Below are 21,481 nucleotides of genomic sequence, written 5' to 3' on the forward strand. Positions count from 1 at the left end.
CCCCTGCCTTGCACCCCGGTGGCTAGCCGCGGCCCCCCCCCACCCGCCGCCCACCCCCGCCGGGCGGGGGCGCGCCCGCCCCCCCCCCCACGGCCCGGCGGCCGAGTGGATCGGCCTGGCCGCCCGGCTCGGCCTGGCCCTGGTCTGGGGCTGGGCGGGCCTGGCCAAGGTCGCCGACCCGGCCGAGGCCGCCCAGGCCGTCCGGGCCTACGAGATCCTCCCCGAATCGCTGGTCAAACCGATCGGGTACGGCCTGCCGTTCCTGGAGCTCGCCCTCGCCCTGCTCCTGCTGATCGGCCTCGGCACCCGGCTCGTCGCCGCGGTCTCCGCGGTGCTGCTGCTCACCTTCATCGCCGGCATCACCTCGGCCTGGGCCCGCGGCATCTCGATCGACTGCGGCTGCTTCGGCGGCGGCGGCGCCGTCGACGCCTCCAAGACCGAGTACCTGCAGGAGATCCTGCGGGACACCGGCTTCCTGCTGCTCGCCGCCTGGCTGATCGCCCGCCCACGGACACGGCTGTCGGTCGACGCCTGGCTCGCCTCCTGACCATCCCGCGGACACCGCCCCCACCAAACGGACCGGCCCACCTTGGACACAGCACCCATGAGCGAGAAGAACCGAGAAGGCAAGCGCACCGCCCGCGAGCGCCTGCGCCAGCAACGGGCCGTCGACGAGGCGCGCACCAAGCGCAAGAAGCAGCTGGTCGTCGGGGGTGTGGTGATCGCGGTGATCGCGGCCGCGGTGGTGGCCGGCGTCGTGGTGCAGAACGAGCGCTCCAAGCCGGACACCCCCACCGCCGCCCCGGCCGGCACCATCGGCGACAAGAACCTCGTCGTCCCCTCCGGCGCCGCCGACGCCCCCTCCACCCTCACCGTGTACGAGGACCCGCGCTGCCCCGCCTGCGGCGCCTTCGAGAAGAGCTTCCGGGACACCATCGACACCCTGGAGGACCAGGGCAAGATCGTCGTCCACTACCACCTGGTGTCGTTCATCGACCGCTCGCTCGGCGGCAAGGGCTCCAAGTACGGCGTCAACGCCCTCGGCTGCGCACAGACCGCCGGGCACTTCCGCGCCTACCACGACGTGCTCTACCGCAACCAGCCCGAGGAGACCTCGGACGCCTTCGGCAACAAGCAGACCCTGCTCGACCTCGCCAAGCAGGTGCCCGGGCTCAGCACGCCGGCCTTCGAGAGCTGCGTCAACGACAACCGGTACAGCGGCTGGGTCTCCGCCGTCCAGCAGGACTTCGACAAGTCCGGCTTCAAGTCCACCCCGACCGTGCTGCTGAACGGCGAGTCGGTCTACCCGAAGAAGGGCGACCAGGGGATCTCCCCGGAGAACCTCACCGCCTGGGTGGACCAGGCCAACCAGGGCAAGAAGCTCGGCACCACCGGCGCACCGGCCCAGAGCCCCGCGCCCTCGGGCAGCGCCGGCTGACCCCGTTCGCGGGGGCCGGGCGACACGCCGCCCGGCCCCCGGGCCCGCAGGCCCCGCGACCGTTCGGAAGATGTGACCCGCTCCGGTGCCGATGCCGCGCCCCCGACCCTGTAGCGTCGGTGGTGCCATGGATCTCGCATACCTCCCGAGCCCGTCGCGGGGCGTCCTCCACCTCGGACCGATCCCGCTGCGTGCCTACGCGTTCTGCATCATCATCGGCGTCGTCGTCGCCGTCTGGCTCGGCAGCAAGCGCTGGGTCGCCCGGGGCGGTGCCAAGCACACGGTCGGCGACATCGCCGTGTGGGCCGTCCCGTTCGGCCTGGTGGGCGGCCGCCTCTACCACGTGATCACCGATCACCAGCTGTACTTCGGCAACGGCCGCAACCCGTGGAACGCCTTCAAGATCTGGGAGGGCGGTCTCGGCATCTGGGGGGCCATCGCGCTCGGCGCGGTCGGCGCCTGGATCGGCTGCCGCCGCCGCGGTGTCCCGCTGCCCGCGTACGCGGACGCGATCGCCCCCGGCATCGCGCTGGCCCAGGCCTTCGGCCGCTGGGGCAACTGGTTCAACCAGGAGCTCTACGGCAAGCCGACCACCCTGCCCTGGGGCCTGGAGATCCACAAGGTCGAGGCCGACGGCACGGTGGTCGACGGCGTCTTCCACCCGACCTTCCTCTACGAGTCGCTCTGGTGCGTCGGCGTCGCCCTGCTGGTCATCTGGGCCGATCGCCGCTTCACCCTCGGCCACGGCCGCGCCTTCGCCCTGTACGTCGCCGCGTACACGGTCGGCCGGTTCTGGATCGAGTACCTGCGCATCGACGAGGCCCACCACATCCTCGGCCTGCGCCTCAACGACTGGACGGCGATCCTGGTGTTCGCCGCCGCCGTCGCCTACCTGGTGATCGTCGGGAAGAAGCGCCCCGGCCGCGAGGCACCGGACTCCATCGACCCTGCCGCCCGCGCCGACTCCGAGGCCGACACCGAGCCGTCCCGCCCCTCGGACGGCCACCGGAGCGCCGAGCGCACCGCCGGATCGGCCGACGCCCCCACCGGGCAACCCTCCTGACCTGCGCTTTCCCCGCATCGCGGCCGCCCGCCACCCACCGTGGCCGGCGCCCGCGATCGTGTTCGGCCAGCCTTACTTTGCTGGAAAGTCCCAGGTCAACGGGCTACGTTCACCAGAGTGAAAGCCCTGCGGGCGGCCAGGATCCACGGCGCTCCGCCGTATCCGGGCACGCAGGGGGGACGTCCAGGGAAAGGGCCCATGGCATGAGCACCGCGATCGCCGAACCGATAGCCGGCGAACCCAAGCCGCGCATCCCCGCCGAGGGGCACCACCGCGACGTCAACGGCGGCTGGCTGCGGCCGGCGGTGTTCGGCGCGATGGACGGCCTGGTGTCCAACCTGGCCCTGATGACCGGTGTGGTCGGCGGCGAGGTGAGCCACGGCGCGGTGGTGCTCACCGGCCTCGCCGGGCTCGCGGCCGGCGCCTGCTCGATGGCGGCGGGCGAGTACACCTCGGTCGCCTCGCAGCGCGAGCTGGTGGAGGCCGAGCTGGAGGCCGAGCGCCTCGAACTGAGCCGCAACCCGCACGGCGAGCTCGCCGAGCTCGCCCAGCTGTACGTGGCCAAGGGCGTCGACCCGGACCTCGCGCACGAGGTGGCCCGGCAGCTGTCCCGCGACCCCGAGCAGACCCTGGCCGTGCACGCCCGGGAGGAGCTCGGGGTGGACCCGGAGGACCTGCCCTCGCCGCTGGTCGCCGCCTCCTCCTCGTTCGCCTGCTTCGCGGTCGGCGCGCTGCTGCCGCTGCTGCCGTACCTGCTCGGCGCGACCGCGCTCTGGCCGGCGCTGGTGCTCGCCGCGGTGGGGCTGTTCCTGTGCGGTGCGGTGGTGGCGCGGGTGACCGCGCGCAGCTGGTGGTTCAGCGGTGTGCGGCAGCTGCTGCTGGGCGGCGCCGCGGCCGGTGTGACCTTCCTGCTGGGCCGGCTCATCGGCGGACAGGTGGGCTGACCGGCCCCGACTCCCCGTCGCGGGTGCGCGGGCCCGCCCCGCGACGGGCCTGTGCGATGCCACAGCGGGCCGTATGGATATGCCACGCGATGCGTGACGTTCCACACATGGGTGCGGCCCGGCCGCCTGTCCTAGGCTCGCTGCGGGGCAGCCGGATCCTCGGATTCCATTCCCCCGGTCCGCCGGTCGGGATGGAATCGCAGGCGCCCGTACCGGCGGTCGACCACGGGAGCGTTTCGGCACTGTTTCGCCCACGGGGTGGTTGGGCACACTGGTGGAAACGTGCGGACCGACGACTGCTCCGCCGCGCCGGTTCTACCCATCGGTAACCGTCGCTGACCTGCGGGTTCTGTCCGCCATATGGACGCCGTGTTCCACTTCCCGGGATGTCCGGCATTATGTAACCTGCACGAAATCGCATGAGGGCCAACGTCGTCCCTATTGCACTTGCTCCCCCAGCCCTCGGCTGGGAGGTACCCCCAAGCCAAGACGACGACGGGAGAGCCGATGCTGTCTGCATCCATGCACTCCGCCAACGAGCCCGAGCAGGCCGCAGCCCGGCCCTACGCGCTCGTTCCGGATGCGCGACCTGCTGCTCAGGGCCTGTACGACCCGCGAAACGAGCACGACGCCTGCGGCGTCGGCTTCGTCGCCACGCTGACCGGCATCGCCGACCACACCGTCGTCGACCAGGCGCTCACCGTCCTGCGCAACCTGGAGCACCGCGGCGCCACCGGCGCCGAGCCGGACTCCGGTGACGGCGCGGGCATCCTGACCCAGATCCCGGACGCCTTCCTGCGCAGCAAGGTCTCCTTCGAGCTCCCGGCCGCCGGCTCGTACGCGGTGGGCATCGCCTTCCTCCCCGACGAGGACGCCGCCGACGCCGCCGCCGTCGCCCGCATCGAGGCCATCGCGGCCGAGGAGGGCGTGGCCGTCCTCGGCTGGCGCGACGTCCCGGTCGCCCCCGACCTGCTCGGCGCCACCGCCCGCAGCGTCATGCCGCGCTTCCGCCAGGTCTTCGTGGCCGGCGGCGACCGCACCGGCATCGACCTCGACCGGGTCGCCTTCGTCGTCCGCAAGCGCGCCGAGCGCGAGGCCGGGGTGTACTTCCCCTCGCTCTCCGCCCGCACCATCGTCTACAAGGGCATGCTGACCACCGGCCAGCTGGAGCCCTTCTTCCCCGACCTGTCGGACCGGCTCTACGCCTCCGCCATCGGCCTGGTGCACTCGCGGTTCTCCACCAACACCTTCCCGAGCTGGCCGCTCGCCCACCCGTACCGCTTCGTCGCGCACAACGGCGAGATCAACACGGTCAAGGGCAACCGGAACTGGATGACCGCCCGCGAGTCCCAGCTCGCCACCGACCTCATCCCGGGCGACCTCAGCCGGATCTTCCCGATCTGCACCCCGGACCACTCCGACTCGGCCTCCTTCGACGAGGTCCTGGAGCTGCTCCACCTCGGCGGCCGCTCGCTGCCGCACTCGGTGCTGATGATGATCCCGGAGGCGTGGGAGAACCACGCCACCATGGACCCGGCCCGCCGCGCGTTCTACCAGTACCACTCCAACCTGATGGAGCCCTGGGACGGCCCGGCCTGCGTCACCTTCACCGACGGCACCCAGGTCGGCGCCGTCCTGGACCGCAACGGCCTGCGCCCGGCCCGGTACTGGATCACCGAGGACGGCCTGGTCGTGCTCTCCTCCGAGGTCGGCGTGCTCGACATCGAGCAGGACCGGGTGGCCAAGAAGGGCCGCCTCCAGCCCGGCAAGATGTTCCTGGTCGACACGGCCGAGGGCCGCATCGTCGAGGACGAGGAGATCAAGTCCGCCCTCGCCGCCGAGCACCCCTACGCCGAGTGGGTCGCCGCCGGGCAGATCCAGCTCGCCAAGCTCCCCGAGCGCGAGCACATCGCGCACACCCACGCCTCGGTGACCCGCCGCCAGCAGACCTTCGGCTACACCGAGGAGGAGCTGCGCGTCATCCTGGCGCCGATGGCCAAGACCGGCGCCGAGGCGCTCGGCTCGATGGGCACCGACTCGCCGATCGCCGCGCTCTCCGAGAAGCCGCGCCTGCTGTTCGACTACTTCGTGCAGCTCTTCGCGCAGGTCACCAACCCGCCGCTGGACGCCATCCGCGAGGAGCTCGTCACCTCGCTGCTGAGCAACCTCGGCCCCGAGGGCAACCTGCTCGACGCCAAGCCGTCGCACTGCCGCTCGGTCGGCATCACCTTCCCGGTGATCGACAACGACGAGCTCGCCAAGCTCATCCACATCAACGCCGACGGCGACCAGAACGGCCTGAAGGCGGTCACGCTCTCCGGCCTGTACAAGGTCTCCACCGGCGGCGCGGGCCTCGCCGCCCGCCTCAAGGAGATCGCCGCCGAGGCCGACGCCGCGATCGCCGACGGCGCCCGCATCGTCGTCCTCTCCGACCGCCACTCGGACGCCGAGCACGCGCCGATCCCGTCGCTGCTGCTCACCTCCGCGATCCACCACCACCTGATCCGCACCAAGCAGCGCACCCAGGTGTCCCTGATCGTCGAGGCCGGCGACGTCCGCGAGGTGCACCACGTCGCGCTGCTGGTCGGCTACGGCGCCGGCGCGGTCAACCCGTACCTGGCGATGGAGTCCGTCGAGGACCTCGTCGCGCAGAACGTCTTCATCCAGGGCGTCGAGGCCGAGAAGGCCATCAAGAACCTGATCAAGGCGCTCGGCAAGGGCGTGCTCAAGGTGATGTCCAAGATGGGCATCTCCACCGTCGCCTCCTACCGCGGCGCCCAGGTCTTCGAGGCCATCGGCCTCTCCCAGGACCTGGTCGACGGGTACTTCTCCGGCACCACCACCAAGCTCGGCGGCATCGGCCTGGACGAGATCGCCAAGGAGACCGCCGCCCGCCACGCCAAGGCCTACCCGGCCTCCGGCATCCCGGCCGCGCACCGCGCGCTGGAGATCGGCGGCGAGTACCAGTGGCGCCGCGAGGGCGAGCCGCACCTGTTCGACCCGGACACGGTCTTCCGGCTGCAGCACTCCACCCGCACCGGCCGGTACGACATCTTCAAGCAGTACACCTCCCGGGTGAACGAGCAGTCCTCGCGGCTGATGACGCTGCGCGGCCTGTTCCAGCTGGACGCCAAGGGCCGCGCCCCGATCTCCATCGACGAGGTCGAGCCGGTCTCCGCGATCGTCAAGCGCTTCTCCACCGGCGCCATGTCGTACGGCTCCATCTCGATGGAGGCGCACGAGACGCTGGCCATCGCGATGAACCGCCTCGGCGGCAAGTCCAACACCGGTGAGGGCGGCGAGGACCCGGAGCGCCTGTACGACCCGGAGCGCCGCTCGGCGATCAAGCAGGTCGCCTCCGGCCGGTTCGGCGTCACCAGCGAGTACCTGGTCAACGCGGACGACATCCAGATCAAGATGGCGCAGGGCGCCAAGCCCGGCGAGGGCGGCCAGCTGCCCGGCCACAAGGTGTACCCGTGGGTCGCCAAGACCCGGCACTCCACCCCGGGTGTCGGCCTGATCTCCCCGCCGCCGCACCACGACATCTACTCGATCGAGGATCTGGCGCAGCTGATCCACGACCTGAAGAACGCCAACCCGGACGCCCGCATCCACGTGAAGCTGGTCTCCGAGGTCGGTGTCGGCACCGTCGCCGCCGGCGTCTCCAAGGCGCACGCCGACGTGGTGCTGGTCTCCGGCCACGACGGCGGCACCGGCGCCTCGCCGCTCACCTCGCTCAAGCACGCGGGCGGCCCCTGGGAGCTCGGCCTCGCCGAGACCCAGCAGACCCTGCTGCTGAACGGCCTGCGCGACCGCATCGTGGTGCAGACCGACGGCCAGCTGAAGACCGGCCGCGACGTCGTCATCGCCGCCCTGCTGGGCGCCGAGGAGTTCGGCTTCGCGACCGCCCCGCTGGTGGTCTCCGGCTGCATCATGATGCGCGTCTGCCACCTGGACACCTGCCCGGTCGGCGTCGCCACCCAGAACCCGGTGCTGCGCGAGCGCTTCTCCGGCAAGCCGGAGTTCGTGGTGAACTTCTTCGAGTTCATCGCCGAGGAGGTCCGCGAGATCCTCGCCGAGCTGGGCTTCCGCTCCATCGAGGAGGCCGTCGGCCACGCCGAGCACATCGACGCGGCCGCCGCGATCGACCACTGGAAGGCCGCCGGGCTCGACCTCGCGCCGCTGTTCCACGTGCCCGAGCTCCCCGAGGGCGCGGCCCTGCACAACACCACCGTGCAGGACCACGCGCTCGACAAGGCCCTCGACAACCAGCTCATCGAGCTGGCCGAGGACGCCCTGGAGCGCGGCGAGGCCGTCCGCATCCAGCTGCCGATCCGCAACGTCAACCGCACCGTCGGCACCATGCTCGGCCACCGGGTGACCAAGAAGTACCGCGGCGAGGGCCTGCCCGAGGGCACCATCGACGTGACCTTCACCGGCTCCGCCGGCCAGTCGTTCGGCGCCTTCGTGCCCAGGGGCGTCACCCTGCGGCTGGAGGGCGACGCCAACGACTACGTCGGCAAGGGCCTGTCCGGCGGCGTCCTGGTCGTCCGCCCGGCCCGCGACGCGGCCGCGATCGGCGCCGACGCGCAGAACCACGTCATCGCCGGCAACACCATCGGCTACGGCGCCACCGCGGGCCGTATCCACCTGCGCGGCAAGGCCGGCGAGCGCTTCGCCGTCCGCAACTCCGGTGCCACCCTGGTCGTCGAGGGCGTGGGCGACCACGGCCTGGAGTACATGACCGGGGGCCGGGTCGTCATCCTCGGCGAGACGGGGCGTAACCTGGCTGCGGGCATGTCCGGCGGTATCGCGTACGTGCTGGACCTGCGTCCGGCGAACGTGAACTCCGGCATGGTGGGCATCGAGGCCCCCAACGCCGCGGACCGCGAGTGGCTGCGCGAGACCGTGCAGCAGCACTACGAGGAGACCGGCTCCACCGTCGCCGCCGAGCTCCTGGCCGACTGGGGCAGCGGCGTCTCCCGCTTCTCCACGATCATGCCCACCGACTACAAGGCTGTGCTCGCCGCCAAGGACGCCGCTGAGCGCGATGGACTCTCCGAGTCCGAGACCACTCGCAAGATGATGGAGGCGGCACATGGCTGACCCGAAGGGCTTCCTGACCACCCCGAAGCAGCTGGCCGAGCGCCGTCCCGTCGACGTCCGTCTGCGGGACTGGAACGAGGTCTACGTCGAGCGCAGCCTCCTGCCGATCATCACCGAGCAGGCCGGCCGCTGCATGGACTGCGGCATCCCGTTCTGCCACAACGGCTGCCCGCTCGGGAACCTCATCCCCGAGTGGAACGACCTGGCCTACCGGGACGACTGGACGGGCGCCATCGAGCGCCTGCACGCGACCAACAACTTCCCGGAGTTCACCGGCCGCCTCTGCCCGGCGCCCTGCGAGTCGGCGTGCGTCCTCGGCATCAACCAGGACGCGGTGACCATCAAGAACGTCGAGGTCACCATCATCGACAAGGCCTGGGACCGCGGCGGCGTCACCCCGCAGATCCCGGAGCGCCTGTCCGGCAAGACCGTGGCCGTCATCGGCTCCGGCCCGGCCGGCCTGGCCGTCGCCCAGCAGCTCACCCGGGCCGGCCACACCGTGGTCGTGTACGAGCGCGCCGACCGCATCGGCGGCCTGCTGCGCTACGGCATCCCCGAGTTCAAGATGGAGAAGCGCCACATCAACCGCCGCATCGAGCAGATGCGCGCGGAGGGCACCCGCTTCCGCACCGGCGTCGAGGCCGGCGTCGACATCAGCGGCCAGCAGCTGCGCGACCGCTTCGACGCGGTCGTCATCGCGGCCGGCGCCACCACCGCCCGCGACCTGCCCGTCCCGGGCCGCGAGCTGGCCGGCATCCACCAGGCCATGGAGTACCTGCCGCTGGCCAACAAGGTGCAGGAGGGCGACTACGTCGACTCGCCGATCAGCGCCAAGGGCAAGCACGTGGTCGTCATCGGCGGCGGCGACACCGGCGCGGACTGCGTCGGCACGGCCCACCGCCAGGGCGCGGCCTCGGTCACCCAGCTGGAGATCATGCCGCGGCCCGGCGACGACCGCCCCGGCCACCAGCCCTGGCCGACCATGCCGATGACCTACAAGGTCACCTCCGCGCACGAGGAGGGCGGCGAGCGGATCTACTCCGTCTCCACCACCCACTTCAGCGGCGACGAGGACGGCAACGTCCAGCAGCTCCACCTCGTCGAGGTCGAGTTCAAGAACGGGAAGTTCGAGCAGGTGCCCGGCAGCGAGCGCGCCATCCCGGCGCAGCTGGTCACCCTGGCGATGGGCTTCACCGGCACCGACGTCCGCAACGGCATCGTCGAGCAGCTCGGCGTCGCCCTCGACGACCGCGGCAACGTCGCCCGCGACAACCGCTTCGCCACCAACGTGGACGGCGTCTACGTCTGCGGCGACGCCGGCCGCGGCCAGTCGCTGATCGTCTGGGCGATCGCGGAGGGCCGCTCGGCCGCCGCGGCGGTCGACAAGTACCTGGGCGGCAAGACCCCACTGCCCGCGCCGATCCGCCCGACCGACCGCCCCCTGGTGGTCTGAGGGCCCCGCCCTCACCCCGATCCGCCGGGCTCCCCCCGGCTGCACCACACCGCGACCCGCCAGAGCCGCCGGGATCATGCGGTTGACAGCGCCTGTCCTCTCCCCGACCAGTTGGGGGCAGGCGCTGTCGCCTGCCCGGACGCATTCCTGGCAATCGGCTGGGAGCGGGCCGAGAAGCCCTTCCGGCTGTCGGACCCAGGTGGCAGACTGCCGCGGACGGGCAACTGCCGTACAGGCCACGGAGGTCGGCGCGATGAGCATGCTCCACACCGGCGGTGGGGCCACCGCGCACCGGCTGCTGCTCGGCTCCCGGCTGCGCCGGCTCCGCGAGGCCAGCGGCGTCTCCCGGGAGGACGCCGGCTACTCGATCCGCGCCTCCGAGTCCAAGATCAGCCGGATGGAGCTCGGCCGGGTCGGCTTCAAGGAGCGCGACGTCGCCGACCTGCTCACCCTCTACGGTCTGGAGCACGGCGAGGAGCGGACGGCCCTGCTCGCCCTGGTCGCCGAGGCCAACGCCGCAGCCTGGTGGCACGGCCAGGAGGACGTCGTCCCGTCCTGGTTCCAGACCTACCTCGGCCTGGAGGAGGCGGCCTCCGAGATCTCCTGCTACGAGGTCCAGTACGTCCCCGGGCTGCTCCAGACCGAGGCGTACGCCCGCGCCGTGGTGCTGCTCGGCCGGCACACCGCCTCGCCGGAGGAGGTCGACCGGCGGGTCGCCGTCCGGATGCGCCGCCGCCAGGTGCTCGCCGCCCGCCGCTCCCCGCAGCTGGAGGCGGTGATCGACGAGGCGGTGCTGCGCCGGCCCTGCGGCGGCCCGGAGGTGATGAACGGCCAGCTGGAGCACCTGATCGCGCAGGCCGCGCTGCCGGGCGTGGTGGTCCGGGTGGTGCCGCTGGGCAGCGAGCGGCCCGGTGCGGAGGCGGGCGCGTTCACCCTGCTGGGCTTCCCCGGCACGGACCTGCCCGACGTGGTCTACCTGGAGCAGTTCACCAGCGCGCTCTACCTGGACCGGCCGGCCGAGGTCGCCGAGTACGCCGCGGCACTGGAGCGGCTGCGGGCCGCGGCGCTCTCCCCGGAGGCCTCCCTGGACCTTCTTCGCCTGGTTCTCCGGGACAACTGATCGCCGGTCAGTAGGATGAGTGTTCGTCAAATCCGTTCGCTCGGACGGCACTCATCGAAAGGCAGCGGATGTCGCACTTCACCGAACTGTCGCAGCAGTACATCGACGGCCAGTGGCGCCCCGGCAGCGGCTCGTGGGACATCGTCGACATCAACCCGTACACCGGGGACAAGCTCGCCGCGATCACCGTCGCCACCGCCGCCGAGGTCGACGAGGCCTACCGCGCCGCCGAGCGGGCCCAGCGCTCCTGGGCCGGGACCAACCCCTACGCCCGGCGGCTGCTCTTCGAACGCGCCCTGCGGATCATCGAGGACCGCGAGCAGGAGATCACCGCCACCATCATCGCCGAACTCGGCGGCACCCGGCTCAAGGCCGGCTTCGAGCTCTCCCTCGCCAAGGACATGCTCCGCGAGTGCATGCAGCTCGCGCTGCGCGCCGAGGGCCGCATCCTGCCCTCCCCGGTCGACGGCAAGGAGAACCGCGTCTACCGGCTCCCGGTCGGCGTGGTCGGCGTCATCAGCCCGTTCAACTTCCCGCTGTTCCTGTCGCTGAAGGCCGTCGCCCCGGCCCTCGCGCTGGGCAACGCCGTCGTCCTCAAGCCCCACCAGGACGCCCCGATCACCGGCGGCACCCTGATCGCCAAGATCTTCGAGGAGGCCGGGCTGCCGGCCGGCCTGCTCAACGTCGTGCTCACCGACATCGCCGAGATCGGCGACGCCTTCATCGAGCACCCCGTCCCCAAGGTCATCGCCTTCACCGGCTCCGACGGCGTCGGCCGGCACGTCGCCACCGTCGCCGCGAGCCACTTCAAGCGGACCGTCCTCGAACTCGGCGGCAACAGCGCCCTGATCGTCCTCGACGACGCCGACCTCGACTACGCCGTCGACGCCGCCGTCTTCAGCCGCTTCGCCCACCAGGGCCAGGTCTGCATGGCCGCCAACCGCGTCCTGGTCGACCGCACCGTCCTCGACGACTTCACCGCCCGCTTCGTCGCCAAGATCCGCACCCTGACCGTCGGCGACCCGCAGGATCCGGCCACCGACATCGGCCCGCTGATCAACAGCACCCAGGCCGACGCGATCACCGCCCAGGTCGACCGGGCCGTCGCCGACGGCGCCCGGGTACTGCTGCGCGGCACCACCACCGGCACCCTGATGGAGCCCGTGGTACTCGCCGGCGTGCCGCACGACGCGGAGATCCTGCGCCGGGAGATCTTCGGCCCGGTCGTGGTCGTCGTCCCGTTCGACGGCGACGACGAGGCCGTGGAGATCGCCAACGACACCCCGTTCGGCCTCAGCGGCGCCGTCCACACCGGCGACATCGAGCGCGGCGTCCGGCTCGCCCGGCGGATCGAGACCGGCATGATCCACATCAACGACGGCACCATCGCCGACGAGCCCATCGTCCCCTTCGGCGGTGAGAAGAACTCCGGCGTCGGCCGCCTCAACGGCGACGCCACCGTCGACGCCTTCACCACCGTCAAGTGGATCTCCATCCAGCACGGGCGCAGCCGCTTCCCGTTCTGACCCGCGGCCCGGCGGGGGAGGGCGGCCGCACCGCCCGCCCCCGCCCCCGCCCGGGGCACAGCCTCCGAGGCCCCGCCCTCAGCCGCCCGGCCGCGCCAGCCGGAACGCCTCCAGCTCCGTCCCGTACCACCGGTCGGTGCGGCCCAGCGGCTCCATCCCCAGCCGGCGGCAGAGCGCCAGCGACGGCTCGTTCCCCGGCCGCACCACCGCCAGGATCTCGGCCAGCCCGTCCGCGAAACCCTTCGCCACCGCAGCCCGCGCCGCCTCCGTCGCATAGCCGCGGCCCCAGCAGTCCGGGTGGAAGTGCCAGCCGACCTCCACCTCCCCGCCGCCGTCCGGCAGCGGGGACAGCAGCACCGACCCCGCCACCACCCCGGTCTCCCGCACCTCGACCGCCCACACCCCGTACCGCGGATCCGCCGAACGCGCCCGGAACCGCTCGATCAGCGCCTCCGCCTCCGCCGCCGACCCCAGCACCCGCGGCGCCGCCCCCAGCCAGCGGGCCACCTCCCAGCGGCCGTACAGATCCAGCGCCCGGTCCCGGTCACCGCCCTCCCACGGACGGATCACCAACCGCTCGGTCTCCCACATCACAGCCTCCCCGGCCCCGGCCACGTCACGGACCCGATCCTGCCGCAGCACGGCCGCCCGCGGCAGCCCTCGCTCACTCGCCGTGCGTCGGCATCCGCCCCGGCCCCGCCTGCGCCTGCGGCCCGCCCGTCACCAGGTCCAGCACCGCCCGCCCGCCCAGCGGCCGCGCCAGCCGGAACTCCTGCGGCGCCACCACCGCCGACGCCGGACACGCCTGCCCGGCCACCGCCGTCGACCGCCACCGCGCGATCAGCACCACCGCCGCGTCCGTCTCGTACACCTCGCCCGGCAGCAGCTGCGTGCACGCACCGTGCGTGACCAGCCCGGTCAGCACCAGCCCGTCCGCCGACGTCCCCGACCACAGCGCCGCCCCCGCCCCCGGAGCCTCCCAGCGCGGCCCCGGCGACGGCTCACCGGGCACCTGCCCGCCCGCCACCGCCGGATACGTGAACGGCTCCGCATAGCCCGCCACCGAGAACTCCCACACCGGGATCACCGCCCGCCCCCGGCTCGTCGACACCTCCCGCGTCGCCGGCCGCGCCCCCGACACCTCCAGCCGCCCCGCACACGCCCCGGGACACGCCACCCCGGTGTCCGTCAGCCGCCGGAACACCGCATCCGCGGACACCAGCGGCACCGCCAGCACCGACCCGTCCGCGAACCGCACCTGCGCCGTCCCCGACAGCGTCTGCGGCAGCCCGCCGCGCAGATCCAGGTGCCCGGCCGCGTACGCCGCCTTGTCCGCCCCGCTGTGGAACGCGTCCCGCGGCAGCCACTCCGGCGGCACGTCCAGCGGGTAGTACCCCGACGTCCACTGCCGCTGCACCGCAGACCCCGGCCACGCCCGGGCGACCTCCGCCGCCCGCAGCCGCGCCGCATCCCCCGTCACCCCGCCGGCCGAGGCCGACACACCCGGCGCCCCGCCCCCGGCCGGCCCCGTCCCGGAGCCCGCCACCACCCGGCCGCACCCCGCCACCACCACCGCGGCGACCAGCACCGCCACCGCCCCACGCACCCCGCGCACGGACATACCCCCTGTCGGAAACGGCATTTGGCAGCGGTGTGACGCACCCGCCGCCCGGCCGGTTCCCGAAGCGCGCCCGGCCGCCCGAGGGGCCAGACTGGGAACGGCGGAAACCCCGCCCCCGCCCAGCCCCGGACCAGGAGGTGCCCGGTGCCCGAGTACGAACTGGTCTTCACCCACCCCGGCCAACCCGGCGAGGACATCGTCAACGTCCACCCCACCGGCACCAAGGGCCCCGGCGGCCACCCGGTGTACACCGACGACAGCGGCATCGTCCGCGCCGAGATCAGCGACCGCGACGAGGTCCGCATGCTCGCCACCGGCGGCCAGCAGGACCTCACCGCACCCGCCGCCGTCCGGCGCCGCGGCACGGGCTGAACCGCGGCGACCGGACACCACCGACAAGGCCTAGAACAGCGGCACACCCGCCCGGACCAGCCGCCAGGTCACCCCGCCGAAGTCCGCCGGGTCGATGACCCCCTTCGCCTTCACCCAGGCGATCATCGTGTTCCGGATCTCGTCCGAACTCGCCCACACCGACTTCGCCGCCGCCACGTGCGGGAAGTTGCCGCCGCCGTTCGCCCGGTAGTTGTTCACCGCCAGCACGAACTGCGCCGCCGGATCCACCGCCACCCCGTCCAGCGACAGGTTCACGATCCGCGACCCCACCGGCTGCGAGATGTCGATGTCGTACGAAAGCCCGTACACCGAATCGAAGTTGTAGTCCGGAGTCGACTGCTGGTTGGTCAGCGTGTCCAGGTTCACCGGCGCCCCCGGCGCCAGCTGCGCGAAGTACTTCGCCGAGAACTCCAGATAGTCCTTGATCTGCGCACCCGTCAGGATCCGCGCCTCCAGCGTGTTCTCGTAGATGTACAGACCCGCCGCATCCCGCAGCCGCACATCACCCGCCGGAATCAGCGCCGTCCGGTTGAACGGCGCCGCCTGCGCCAGCACCGGCAGCTTCGCGTACTCCGTCGACGCCAGCGCCGCCCGCACCGTGTCCGCCTGCACCCGCCCGATCAGATCGATGATCGGCACGTCCTTGTACGGCGCCTCCGCGATCGACAGCGCACTCTTGCACGTCCCGATCACCTGGTTGACGTACGCCACCACCTTCTTGTGCTGCGCCGCCACCAGCTTCACGATCTCCGGGTCCTCCGGCACCGCGTTCGAGTTCAGCACCCGCGACGACACCGAGGTCACCTTCCACGCACCGTGCGCGAACTCCACCTCGAAGTCGAACGCCGACAGCCGCTGCGCCCAGCACAGCGGCTCCGACAGCACCACCGTCCGCCCGGTCTCCTTGTTGACGATCAGCCGCTGCGCCACCTCCTTGTGGGTGTGGCCCACCAGCACCGCGTCGATCCCGGGCACCGTCTCGGCCATCTCGCCCGAGGCGTCCTCCGGCCAGGGCAGCTGGTCGCCGTAGGTGGTGGCCTCGTCGATGCCGGAGTGCGCCGAGACGATCACCACGTCCGCGCCGGCCGCGCGCATCCGCGGCACGTACTTCTTCGCCATCTCCACGATGCCGGGGAAGACCATCTGGCCCGACACGTTGGCCTTGTCCCAGATCGCGATGCCCGGGTTGGTCAGGCCGAGGATGCCGACCCGCAGCGGACGGCCGTGCCCGAGGTGCAGCTCCTTGATGACGTACGGGCGGAAGGCCGGCTTCTCGTTCTTCGCGTGCAGCGCGTTCGCGCCCAGCAGCGGGAAGTCCAGCTGCTCCTCGAAGGCGCGGACGGTCGGGATGCCGTAGTTGAACTCGTGGTTGCCGAGGGCCGCCGCGTCGTAGCCGATCGCGTTCATCGCCACGGCCATCGGGTGCCGCGGCGGCCGCTTGGCGGCGGTGATCGGCTCGACCCGGGCGTAGTAGTAGGTGAGCTGGGTGCCCTGGATGATGTCGCCCGCGTCGATCAGCAGGGTGCGGTGGCAGCCCTTCTCCTCGCGGATCTGCTTGACCAGGGTGGAGATCTTGGCGAGGCCGACGTCGTTGTGCGCCTTGTCGTCGTACTCCGCGTCGGTGAAGTAGTCCCAGTTCAGGACCCGGCCGTGCAGGTCGGTGGTGCCCAGCACGGTGAAGGTCTCCTTGCCGGCGGGACCGCGGTGCGCGTCGCCGCTGTCCTGGGCCGCGGCGGCCGGGGTGGCCGCGGCGACCGGCAGGCCGCCGACCAGTGCGGCGCCGGCCGCGGTGGCGGCGGAGCGGGTGACGAAGTCACGGCGGTTCAGGGACATGGACGACTCCAACGTGGCCGGGTGAGGGACCGGCGGCGGCGGTGCACCGCCGACGGATGGTGACGCGCGTAGAGATACGCGCGTAGAAGTCTGCCGTCAAAAACCCGGCCGCGACAGCCCCCCGACGTTGCCGTCTGGTGAGGAATTGACGACGCGTCCGTGGCGGCCGGCCGACGCCGCGGTGTCCGCACCGCCCGTACGCCGGTGCGTCAACCCGGCCGCCCCCGGGTCACCCGGCGGGCTCCCCGGAACCCCGCTCCCGGCGTCCCCGCAGGTCGCGGACGTCCACGCGGACGGTCAACTCCGCCTCACCGCCGCCACCGTCACGATGTGTCAGTTTGTTAATCAAAACTTTCTGCAACCGCCGTAGGGGAGCCGCCCGGAACCTCGTTGTTACGGGCCGGTAATGCCTACGCTGTACAGGCATGCGCCGAGCAAAAATCGTCTGTACCCTCGGGCCCGCCGCCGACTCGTACGACCAGATCAAAGCCCTGGTCGAGGCCGGCATGGACATCGCCCGGTTCAATCTCAGCCACGGCTCCCGGCTCGAACACGAGGAGCGCTACCGCCGGGTCCGCAAGGCCTCCGACGAGACCGGCCGCAGCGTCGGCATCCTCGTCGACCTCCAAGGCCCGAAGATCCGCCTCGGCACCTTCGCCGACGGCCCCGTACTTCTTGAACGCGGCGACGAGTTCACCATCACCGTCGACGACGTCCCCGGCACCCGCGACACCTGCAGCACCACCTACCCCGGCCTGGCCGCCGACGTCTCCCGCGGCGAGCGCATCCTGGTCGACGACGGGCGGGTCTGCCTGGAGGTCACCGGCGTCGAAGGACCCGCCGTCCGCACCACCGTCGTCGAGGGCGGACTCGTCTCCGACCACAAGGGCCTCAACCTCCCCGGGGTGGCCGTCTCCGTGCCCGCGCTGAGCGACAAGGACGTCGACGACCTGCGCTGGGCACTGCGGCTCGGGGCCGACCTGATCGCCCTCTCCTTCGTCCGCAGCGGACGCGACGCCGAGGACGTCCACCGCATCATGGCCGAGGAGGACCGCCGCCTCCCCGTCATCGCCAAGATCGAGAAGCCGCAGGCCGTCACCGACCTCGAATCCGTGGTCGACGCCTTCGACGGCATCATGATCGCCCGCGGCGACCTCGGCGTCGAAATGCCCATGGAGGACGTGCCGATCGTCCAGAAGCGCGCCATCACCCTCGCCCGCCGCAACGCCAAGCCGGTCATCGTCGCCACCCAGATGCTCGACTCGATGATCAACGCCTCCCGGCCCACCCGCGCCGAGGCCTCCGACGTCGCCAACGCCGTCCTCGACGGCACCGACGCCGTCATGCTCTCCGGCGAGACCTCCGTCGGCAAGTACCCCGTCGAGACCGTCCGCACCATGAGCCGCATCATCGAGGCCGCCGAGGCCGACATCCTCGCCGCCGGCCTCCCCTCGCTCACCGACGGCACCAAGCCCCGCACCCAGGGCGGCGCCGTCGCCCGCGCCGCCGCCGAGATCGGCGACTTCCTGCACGCCAAATACCTGATCGCCTTCACCCAGAGCGGCGACACCGCCCGCCGCCTCACCCGCTACCGCTCGCCCATCCCCGTCCTCGCCTTCACCTACGAACCCGCCGTCCGCAGCCAACTCGCCCTCACCTGGGGCGTCGAGACCTTCCTCGGCCCCTACGTCCCCACCACCGACGACATGGTCGCCCAGGTCGACGCCCAGCTCATCGGCCTCGGCCGCTGCCAGAAGGGCGACATCGTCGTCATCACCGCCGGCTCGCCCCCCGGCCTGGCCGGCTCCACCAACCTCGTCCGCGTCCACCACGTCGGCGAACTCGACAACTGAGCACACCCCCTGACGGGGGGGGGGGGGCCCCCCCCCCCCCCCCCCCCCCCCCCCCACCCCAAGGGGCACCCCACCCCCCCCCCCCCACCACACACCCCACCGCTGGCGCCACCCCACCCCCCCTGCCGGGGCCCCCGCCCCCACCCCGCCCCCCACCACCGTCACACCCGCGCTGCGAACGCCCCGGCCCCGCCACCGAACCGTCCCCATCCGGTGACAGACCGCCACTTGCACCCCCGCCGCGGGTACGGTCCCCACGACCGGCCCGGCAGCAGGGCCGCCCGAAGGGGGACACCATGAGCAGCAGCACCACGACGCGCGGCAGCAGACCCCGCAGCGCCACCACCGCCCTCGCCCTCGCCACCGCCCTCCTCACCGCCGGCCTCGCCACCGCCTGCGGCCCCGACGACACCTCCGGCGGCACCGCCAAGCCCCTCCCCGCCCGCACCACCACCGCCGCGGCCGGGAGCACCGCCACCACCCCCGCCGGCAAGCCCGGCACCACCACCGTCGGCCGCACCGCCTACTGGGGCGGCCTGCGCTTCGACATCAAGACCGCCGCCACCGCCGCCAACCCCGACGGCACCGGCTCCACCATCACCCTCGCCACCACCGTCACCAACACCTTCCGCACCACCCCCGTCACCGGCTGGCCCGACATCGCCATCGACATCGCCGGCACCCCCCTCACCGGCAACCTCGGCACCGCCGCCCCGCCCACCCCCGGCGCCAGCAACCCGCTGCCCATCACCTTCACCGGCACCGGCCCCCTCACCCTCGACGGCGCCTCCCTCGTCCTCGGCGCCCCCGGCCAGGCCCAGGCCGTCGTCCCGCTCGGCAGCGGCGGACGCGCCCCCGTCACCCTCGCCCCCGTCGACCTGCACGCCACCGCCGGCGCCACCCTCACCTCCGGCCGCCTCGGCCTCACCCTCAAGAGCGCCCAACTGCGCGCCGACGTCGGCGGCGGCAACGGCAGCGGCGCCCTCACCCTCGGCCAGCGCGCCGTCCTCGTCCTCTTCGACATGACCGGCAAGGTCGGCCCCGCCGGCATGGCCGTCGACGGCACCAGCCTGCGCCTCAAGCTCCCCGACGGCCAGGAGGTCGGCCCCTCCGTAGCCCCCATCGAGGCCATCTACCCCGACCGTCCCACCCGCCAGGACCAGGCCGCCTGGTTCGTCTTCCAGGGCGCCACCGACGGCGACTACACCCTCTCCGTCACCGACCCCGACCACACCGCCCCGGCCGCCACCACCGTCCTGCACGCCACCGGCGTCGCCGCCAGCGGCCCGGTGAACTGACCCGCCCCGCACCACCCGAGGACCGACGGCGCAGCCCACCGATGGGGGGAGGGCTGCGCCGTCACCACTTCGCCCCGACGTGCTCGTCCAGCAGCGCCACCGATTCCCGCCGGGCGACGGAGACGGTGACCTGGCCGCCCGGGCGGGGGCGGGCGGCCCGCCAGGCGACGCCGACCGCGTCCAGGGCGGCGGTGCAGATCTGCCGGATGTCGGCCGAGGTGTTGGTGAAGAGGTAGCGGGGGTACTCGTGCCGCCGCACCTCCCCGCCGGCCGCGCGGGAGACCCGGTTGGTGACGCGGCAGCCGTCGGAGTGGAACAGCCCGCGGAGCAGCTCCCACGGGTGGGCGTCGACGATCTCCTGCTGCCAGGGCTCCAGGACGATCGGCCGCTCGTGCTTCTTGCCCGGGCCGTGCTGCGGGAAGTGGCACGGCAGGTGTGCGGAGTACACCTTGACGTCATGACAGCCCTTGCGGCGCACCCGGCAGGGCGAGTTGTGCGGCAGGACGGCGCGGATCGCCCGCTCCGCGGCGTCCGCCAGGCCCGGCCACCGGTCGTCGCAGCTGATGGCGAGACTGGGGCAGTGCCGGCCGGCCCGGGAGATGTGGCCGTCGCCCAGGTAGAGGCCCAGCAGGTAGCCGTAGGCCGGACGGTCGAGCGGGTCGCCGTGGCAGTGCGGGCAGGTCGAGCGCCTTCGGCCGGGCAGTTCGCCGCGCCGGGCCCGGTCCTGGTGCTTCCACCAGGAGACGGTGCCCGCGGGGACGCCGAGCCGGCGGGCCACGTCGGCGTTGGAGGTGCCGGCCCGCAGCAGTCGCAGGGCCTCGTCGCGCGGGGAGGTGCGGCTCATGTGTCCACGATGCGGACCGGGCGGGGTGCCGGGGAGCGGATCCGGCCGGGATCACCCGGGGCGGTGACGTCCGCGCATTCCGGGAATGCCTGCGGATCGAAGGAAGAACTGGGGTGCCGGGTGCGGGATTCGAACCCGCAAGCCCTTTCGGGCAGATGTGTTTGAGACATCCGTGTATGCCGTTCCACCAACCCGGCTCGGTTTGGCGTCAGAAGGATACCGTGTGCGCGTCTCATGCTGCAGCTAGGTAGGCTCGTGCATGCAGTCCCCGCCGGAACGAGGAGCCCCGTGAGCACCGCCGACGAGCAGCCCGAGCCGCTTGAGCCCGACCTGTCCCAGATCACCCGGATCGTCATCGCCGAGGACGAGGCGCTGATCCGCCTCGACCTCAAGGAGATGCTGGAGGAGGAGGGCTACACCGTCGTCGGTGAGGCCGGGGACGGCGAGACGGCGGTGAAGCTGGTCGAGGAGCTGAAGCCGGACCTCGCGATCCTCGACGTGAAGATGCCCGTCCTGGACGGCCTGTCGGCGGCGGAGCGGATCCACGAGCAGCACCTGGCGCCGGTGCTGATGCTGACCGCGTTCTCGCAGCGCGAGCTGGTCGACCGGGCCCGCGACGCCGGCGCGATGGCGTACATCGTGAAGCCGTTCAGCAAGAGCGACCTGGTGCCGGCGATCGAGATGGCGGTCTCGCGGTACACGGAGATGCGGACGCTGGAGGAGGAGATCGCCGATCTCTCCCAGCGGCTGGAGACCCGCAAGCTGGTGGACCGGGCGAAGAGCGTGCTGCAGACCAAGTTCGGCCTGACCGAGCCGGCCGCGTTCCGCTGGATCCAGAAGACGTCGATGGACCGCCGGATGACCATGGCCGCGGTGGCGCAGGCCGTGATCGAGGAGGGCGAGGCGCAGGACCGCAAGAAGGCCGACGCCGAGGGCTGAGCCCCGGCCGGTGCCGGCAGGACGTGCGCAGGCCCGCCCCGCGGTTGCGG

Annotated in this window: 16 protein-coding genes and 1 tRNA gene; 12 read left to right on the forward strand and 5 right to left on the reverse strand. The window is 72.5% G+C overall.

Translation table 11 applies throughout. The annotated features are described in order from the left end of the window. From ACFV0G_RS13015 to ACFV0G_RS13050, 8 genes are all read left to right on the forward strand, one after another. Positions 1 to 547 (forward strand): MauE/DoxX family redox-associated membrane protein (locus tag ACFV0G_RS13015; protein ID WP_380545902.1); only part of this gene is annotated, 547 nt, incomplete at its 5' end. Between the two features lie 57 nt (positions 548 to 604). Next, the gene (locus tag ACFV0G_RS13020) at positions 605 to 1,438 is read left to right on the forward strand and encodes a DsbA family protein (RefSeq protein ID WP_380545904.1); all 834 of its coding nucleotides are present in this window, start codon (positions 605 to 607) and stop codon (positions 1,436 to 1,438) included. Between the two features lie 127 nt (positions 1,439 to 1,565). Next, complete coding sequence (gene lgt, locus ACFV0G_RS13025) at positions 1,566 to 2,501, forward strand: prolipoprotein diacylglyceryl transferase (protein ID WP_380545906.1); 936 nt, start codon at positions 1,566 to 1,568, stop codon at positions 2,499 to 2,501. A gap of 203 nt (positions 2,502 to 2,704) precedes the next feature. After that, positions 2,705 to 3,445, forward strand: a complete 741-nt coding sequence (locus ACFV0G_RS13030) for a VIT1/CCC1 transporter family protein (protein WP_380545908.1) — start codon at positions 2,705 to 2,707, stop codon at positions 3,443 to 3,445. 522 nt (positions 3,446 to 3,967) lie between these two features. Then, positions 3,968 to 8,551 (forward strand): glutamate synthase large subunit, encoded by a 4,584-nt coding sequence (gene gltB, locus ACFV0G_RS13035; protein ID WP_380545932.1) that lies wholly within the window; start codon positions 3,968 to 3,970, stop codon positions 8,549 to 8,551. Next, the gene (locus ACFV0G_RS13040) at positions 8,544 to 10,004 is read left to right on the forward strand and encodes a glutamate synthase subunit beta (RefSeq protein ID WP_380545910.1); all 1,461 of its coding nucleotides are present in this window, start codon (positions 8,544 to 8,546) and stop codon (positions 10,002 to 10,004) included. The genes gltB and ACFV0G_RS13040 overlap by 8 nt, the downstream gene beginning before the upstream one ends. A gap of 253 nt (positions 10,005 to 10,257) precedes the next feature. Continuing rightward, a complete protein-coding gene (locus ACFV0G_RS13045) occupies positions 10,258 to 11,124 on the forward strand; it encodes a helix-turn-helix domain-containing protein (RefSeq protein ID WP_380545912.1) in 867 nt (288 codons plus the stop codon). Positions 11,125 to 11,192: 68 nt separating this feature from the next. Next, positions 11,193 to 12,650, forward strand: a complete 1,458-nt coding sequence (locus tag ACFV0G_RS13050; protein ID WP_380545914.1) for an aldehyde dehydrogenase family protein — start codon at positions 11,193 to 11,195, stop codon at positions 12,648 to 12,650. Positions 12,651 to 12,728: 78 nt separating this feature from the next. Here ACFV0G_RS13050 and ACFV0G_RS13055 read toward each other — a convergent pair whose 3' ends face one another. Both ACFV0G_RS13055 and ACFV0G_RS13060 read right to left on the reverse strand, forming a co-directional pair. Beyond that, positions 12,729 to 13,241: a GNAT family N-acetyltransferase gene (locus tag ACFV0G_RS13055; RefSeq protein WP_380545916.1), complete on the reverse strand. Its 513-nt coding sequence runs from the start codon at positions 13,239 to 13,241 to the stop codon at positions 12,729 to 12,731. A 73-nt stretch (positions 13,242 to 13,314) separates the two neighbouring features. Then, complete coding sequence (locus tag ACFV0G_RS13060) at positions 13,315 to 14,265, reverse strand: hypothetical protein (protein ID WP_380545918.1); 951 nt, start codon at positions 14,263 to 14,265, stop codon at positions 13,315 to 13,317. Positions 14,266 to 14,415: 150 nt separating this feature from the next. On the opposite strand from ACFV0G_RS13060, the gene ACFV0G_RS13065 reads away from it, so the two are divergent. After that, complete coding sequence (locus tag ACFV0G_RS13065; RefSeq protein ID WP_380545920.1) at positions 14,416 to 14,643, forward strand: DUF6296 family protein; 228 nt, start codon at positions 14,416 to 14,418, stop codon at positions 14,641 to 14,643. A 30-nt stretch (positions 14,644 to 14,673) separates the two neighbouring features. Here ACFV0G_RS13065 and ACFV0G_RS13070 read toward each other — a convergent pair whose 3' ends face one another. After that, positions 14,674 to 16,497 carry a bifunctional metallophosphatase/5'-nucleotidase gene (locus ACFV0G_RS13070; protein WP_380545922.1) on the reverse strand — a complete coding sequence of 608 codons (1,824 nt, stop codon included), beginning with the start codon at positions 16,495 to 16,497 and terminating at the stop codon, positions 14,674 to 14,676. Between the two features lie 425 nt (positions 16,498 to 16,922). Between ACFV0G_RS13070 and pyk the strand changes: the two genes are divergently transcribed. Further along, positions 16,923 to 18,350 (forward strand): pyruvate kinase, encoded by a 1,428-nt coding sequence (gene pyk / locus ACFV0G_RS13075; RefSeq protein WP_380545924.1) that lies wholly within the window; start codon positions 16,923 to 16,925, stop codon positions 18,348 to 18,350. A gap of 296 nt (positions 18,351 to 18,646) precedes the next feature. Next, positions 18,647 to 19,648 carry a hypothetical protein gene (locus tag ACFV0G_RS13080; RefSeq protein ID WP_380545926.1) on the forward strand — a complete coding sequence of 334 codons (1,002 nt, stop codon included), beginning with the start codon at positions 18,647 to 18,649 and terminating at the stop codon, positions 19,646 to 19,648. Positions 19,649 to 19,709: 61 nt separating this feature from the next. Here the strand turns inward: ACFV0G_RS13080 and ACFV0G_RS13085 are convergent, their stop codons facing one another. Next, positions 19,710 to 20,492, reverse strand: coding sequence for a helix-turn-helix domain-containing protein (locus ACFV0G_RS13085; RefSeq protein ID WP_380545928.1), 783 nt, complete (start codon positions 20,490 to 20,492; stop codon positions 19,710 to 19,712). A 114-nt stretch (positions 20,493 to 20,606) separates the two neighbouring features. Further along, positions 20,607 to 20,689, reverse strand: a tRNA-Leu gene (locus tag ACFV0G_RS13090). A gap of 91 nt (positions 20,690 to 20,780) precedes the next feature. Between ACFV0G_RS13090 and ACFV0G_RS13095 the strand changes: the two genes are divergently transcribed. Continuing rightward, a complete protein-coding gene (locus ACFV0G_RS13095; protein ID WP_380545930.1) occupies positions 20,781 to 21,431 on the forward strand; it encodes an ANTAR domain-containing response regulator in 651 nt (216 codons plus the stop codon). Positions 21,432 to 21,481 lie beyond the last annotated feature (50 nt).

Origin of the sequence: Kitasatospora sp. NPDC059571, from assembly GCF_042735675.1 — a bacterium.
In the GTDB taxonomy this organism is placed as follows: Bacteria; Actinomycetota; Actinomycetes; order Streptomycetales; family Streptomycetaceae; genus Kitasatospora.

What these genes read in the sequence shown, in the direction of transcription:
- ACFV0G_RS13020 (WP_380545904.1), top strand. Translation starts at nt 605, where the DNA reads ATGAGCGAGAAGAACCGAGAAGGCAAGCGCACCGCCCGCGAGCGCCTG.
- lgt (WP_380545906.1), top strand. Translation starts at nt 1,566, where the DNA reads ATGGATCTCGCATACCTCCCGAGCCCGTCGCGGGGCGTCCTCCACCTC.
- ACFV0G_RS13030 (WP_380545908.1), top strand. Translation starts at nt 2,705, where the DNA reads ATGAGCACCGCGATCGCCGAACCGATAGCCGGCGAACCCAAGCCGCGC.
- gltB (WP_380545932.1), top strand. Translation starts at nt 3,968, where the DNA reads ATGCACTCCGCCAACGAGCCCGAGCAGGCCGCAGCCCGGCCCTACGCG.
- ACFV0G_RS13040 (WP_380545910.1), top strand. Translation starts at nt 8,544, where the DNA reads ATGGCTGACCCGAAGGGCTTCCTGACCACCCCGAAGCAGCTGGCCGAG.
- ACFV0G_RS13045 (WP_380545912.1), top strand. Translation starts at nt 10,258, where the DNA reads ATGAGCATGCTCCACACCGGCGGTGGGGCCACCGCGCACCGGCTGCTG.
- ACFV0G_RS13050 (WP_380545914.1), top strand. Translation starts at nt 11,193, where the DNA reads ATGTCGCACTTCACCGAACTGTCGCAGCAGTACATCGACGGCCAGTGG.
- ACFV0G_RS13055 (WP_380545916.1), bottom strand. Translation starts at nt 13,241, where the DNA reads ATGTGGGAGACCGAGCGGTTGGTGATCCGTCCGTGGGAGGGCGGTGAC.
- ACFV0G_RS13070 (WP_380545922.1), bottom strand. Translation starts at nt 16,497, where the DNA reads ATGTCCCTGAACCGCCGTGACTTCGTCACCCGCTCCGCCGCCACCGCG.
- pyk (WP_380545924.1), top strand. Translation starts at nt 16,923, where the DNA reads ATGCGCCGAGCAAAAATCGTCTGTACCCTCGGGCCCGCCGCCGACTCG.
- ACFV0G_RS13080 (WP_380545926.1), top strand. Translation starts at nt 18,647, where the DNA reads ATGAGCAGCAGCACCACGACGCGCGGCAGCAGACCCCGCAGCGCCACC.
- ACFV0G_RS13085 (WP_380545928.1), bottom strand. Translation starts at nt 20,492, where the DNA reads ATGAGCCGCACCTCCCCGCGCGACGAGGCCCTGCGACTGCTGCGGGCC.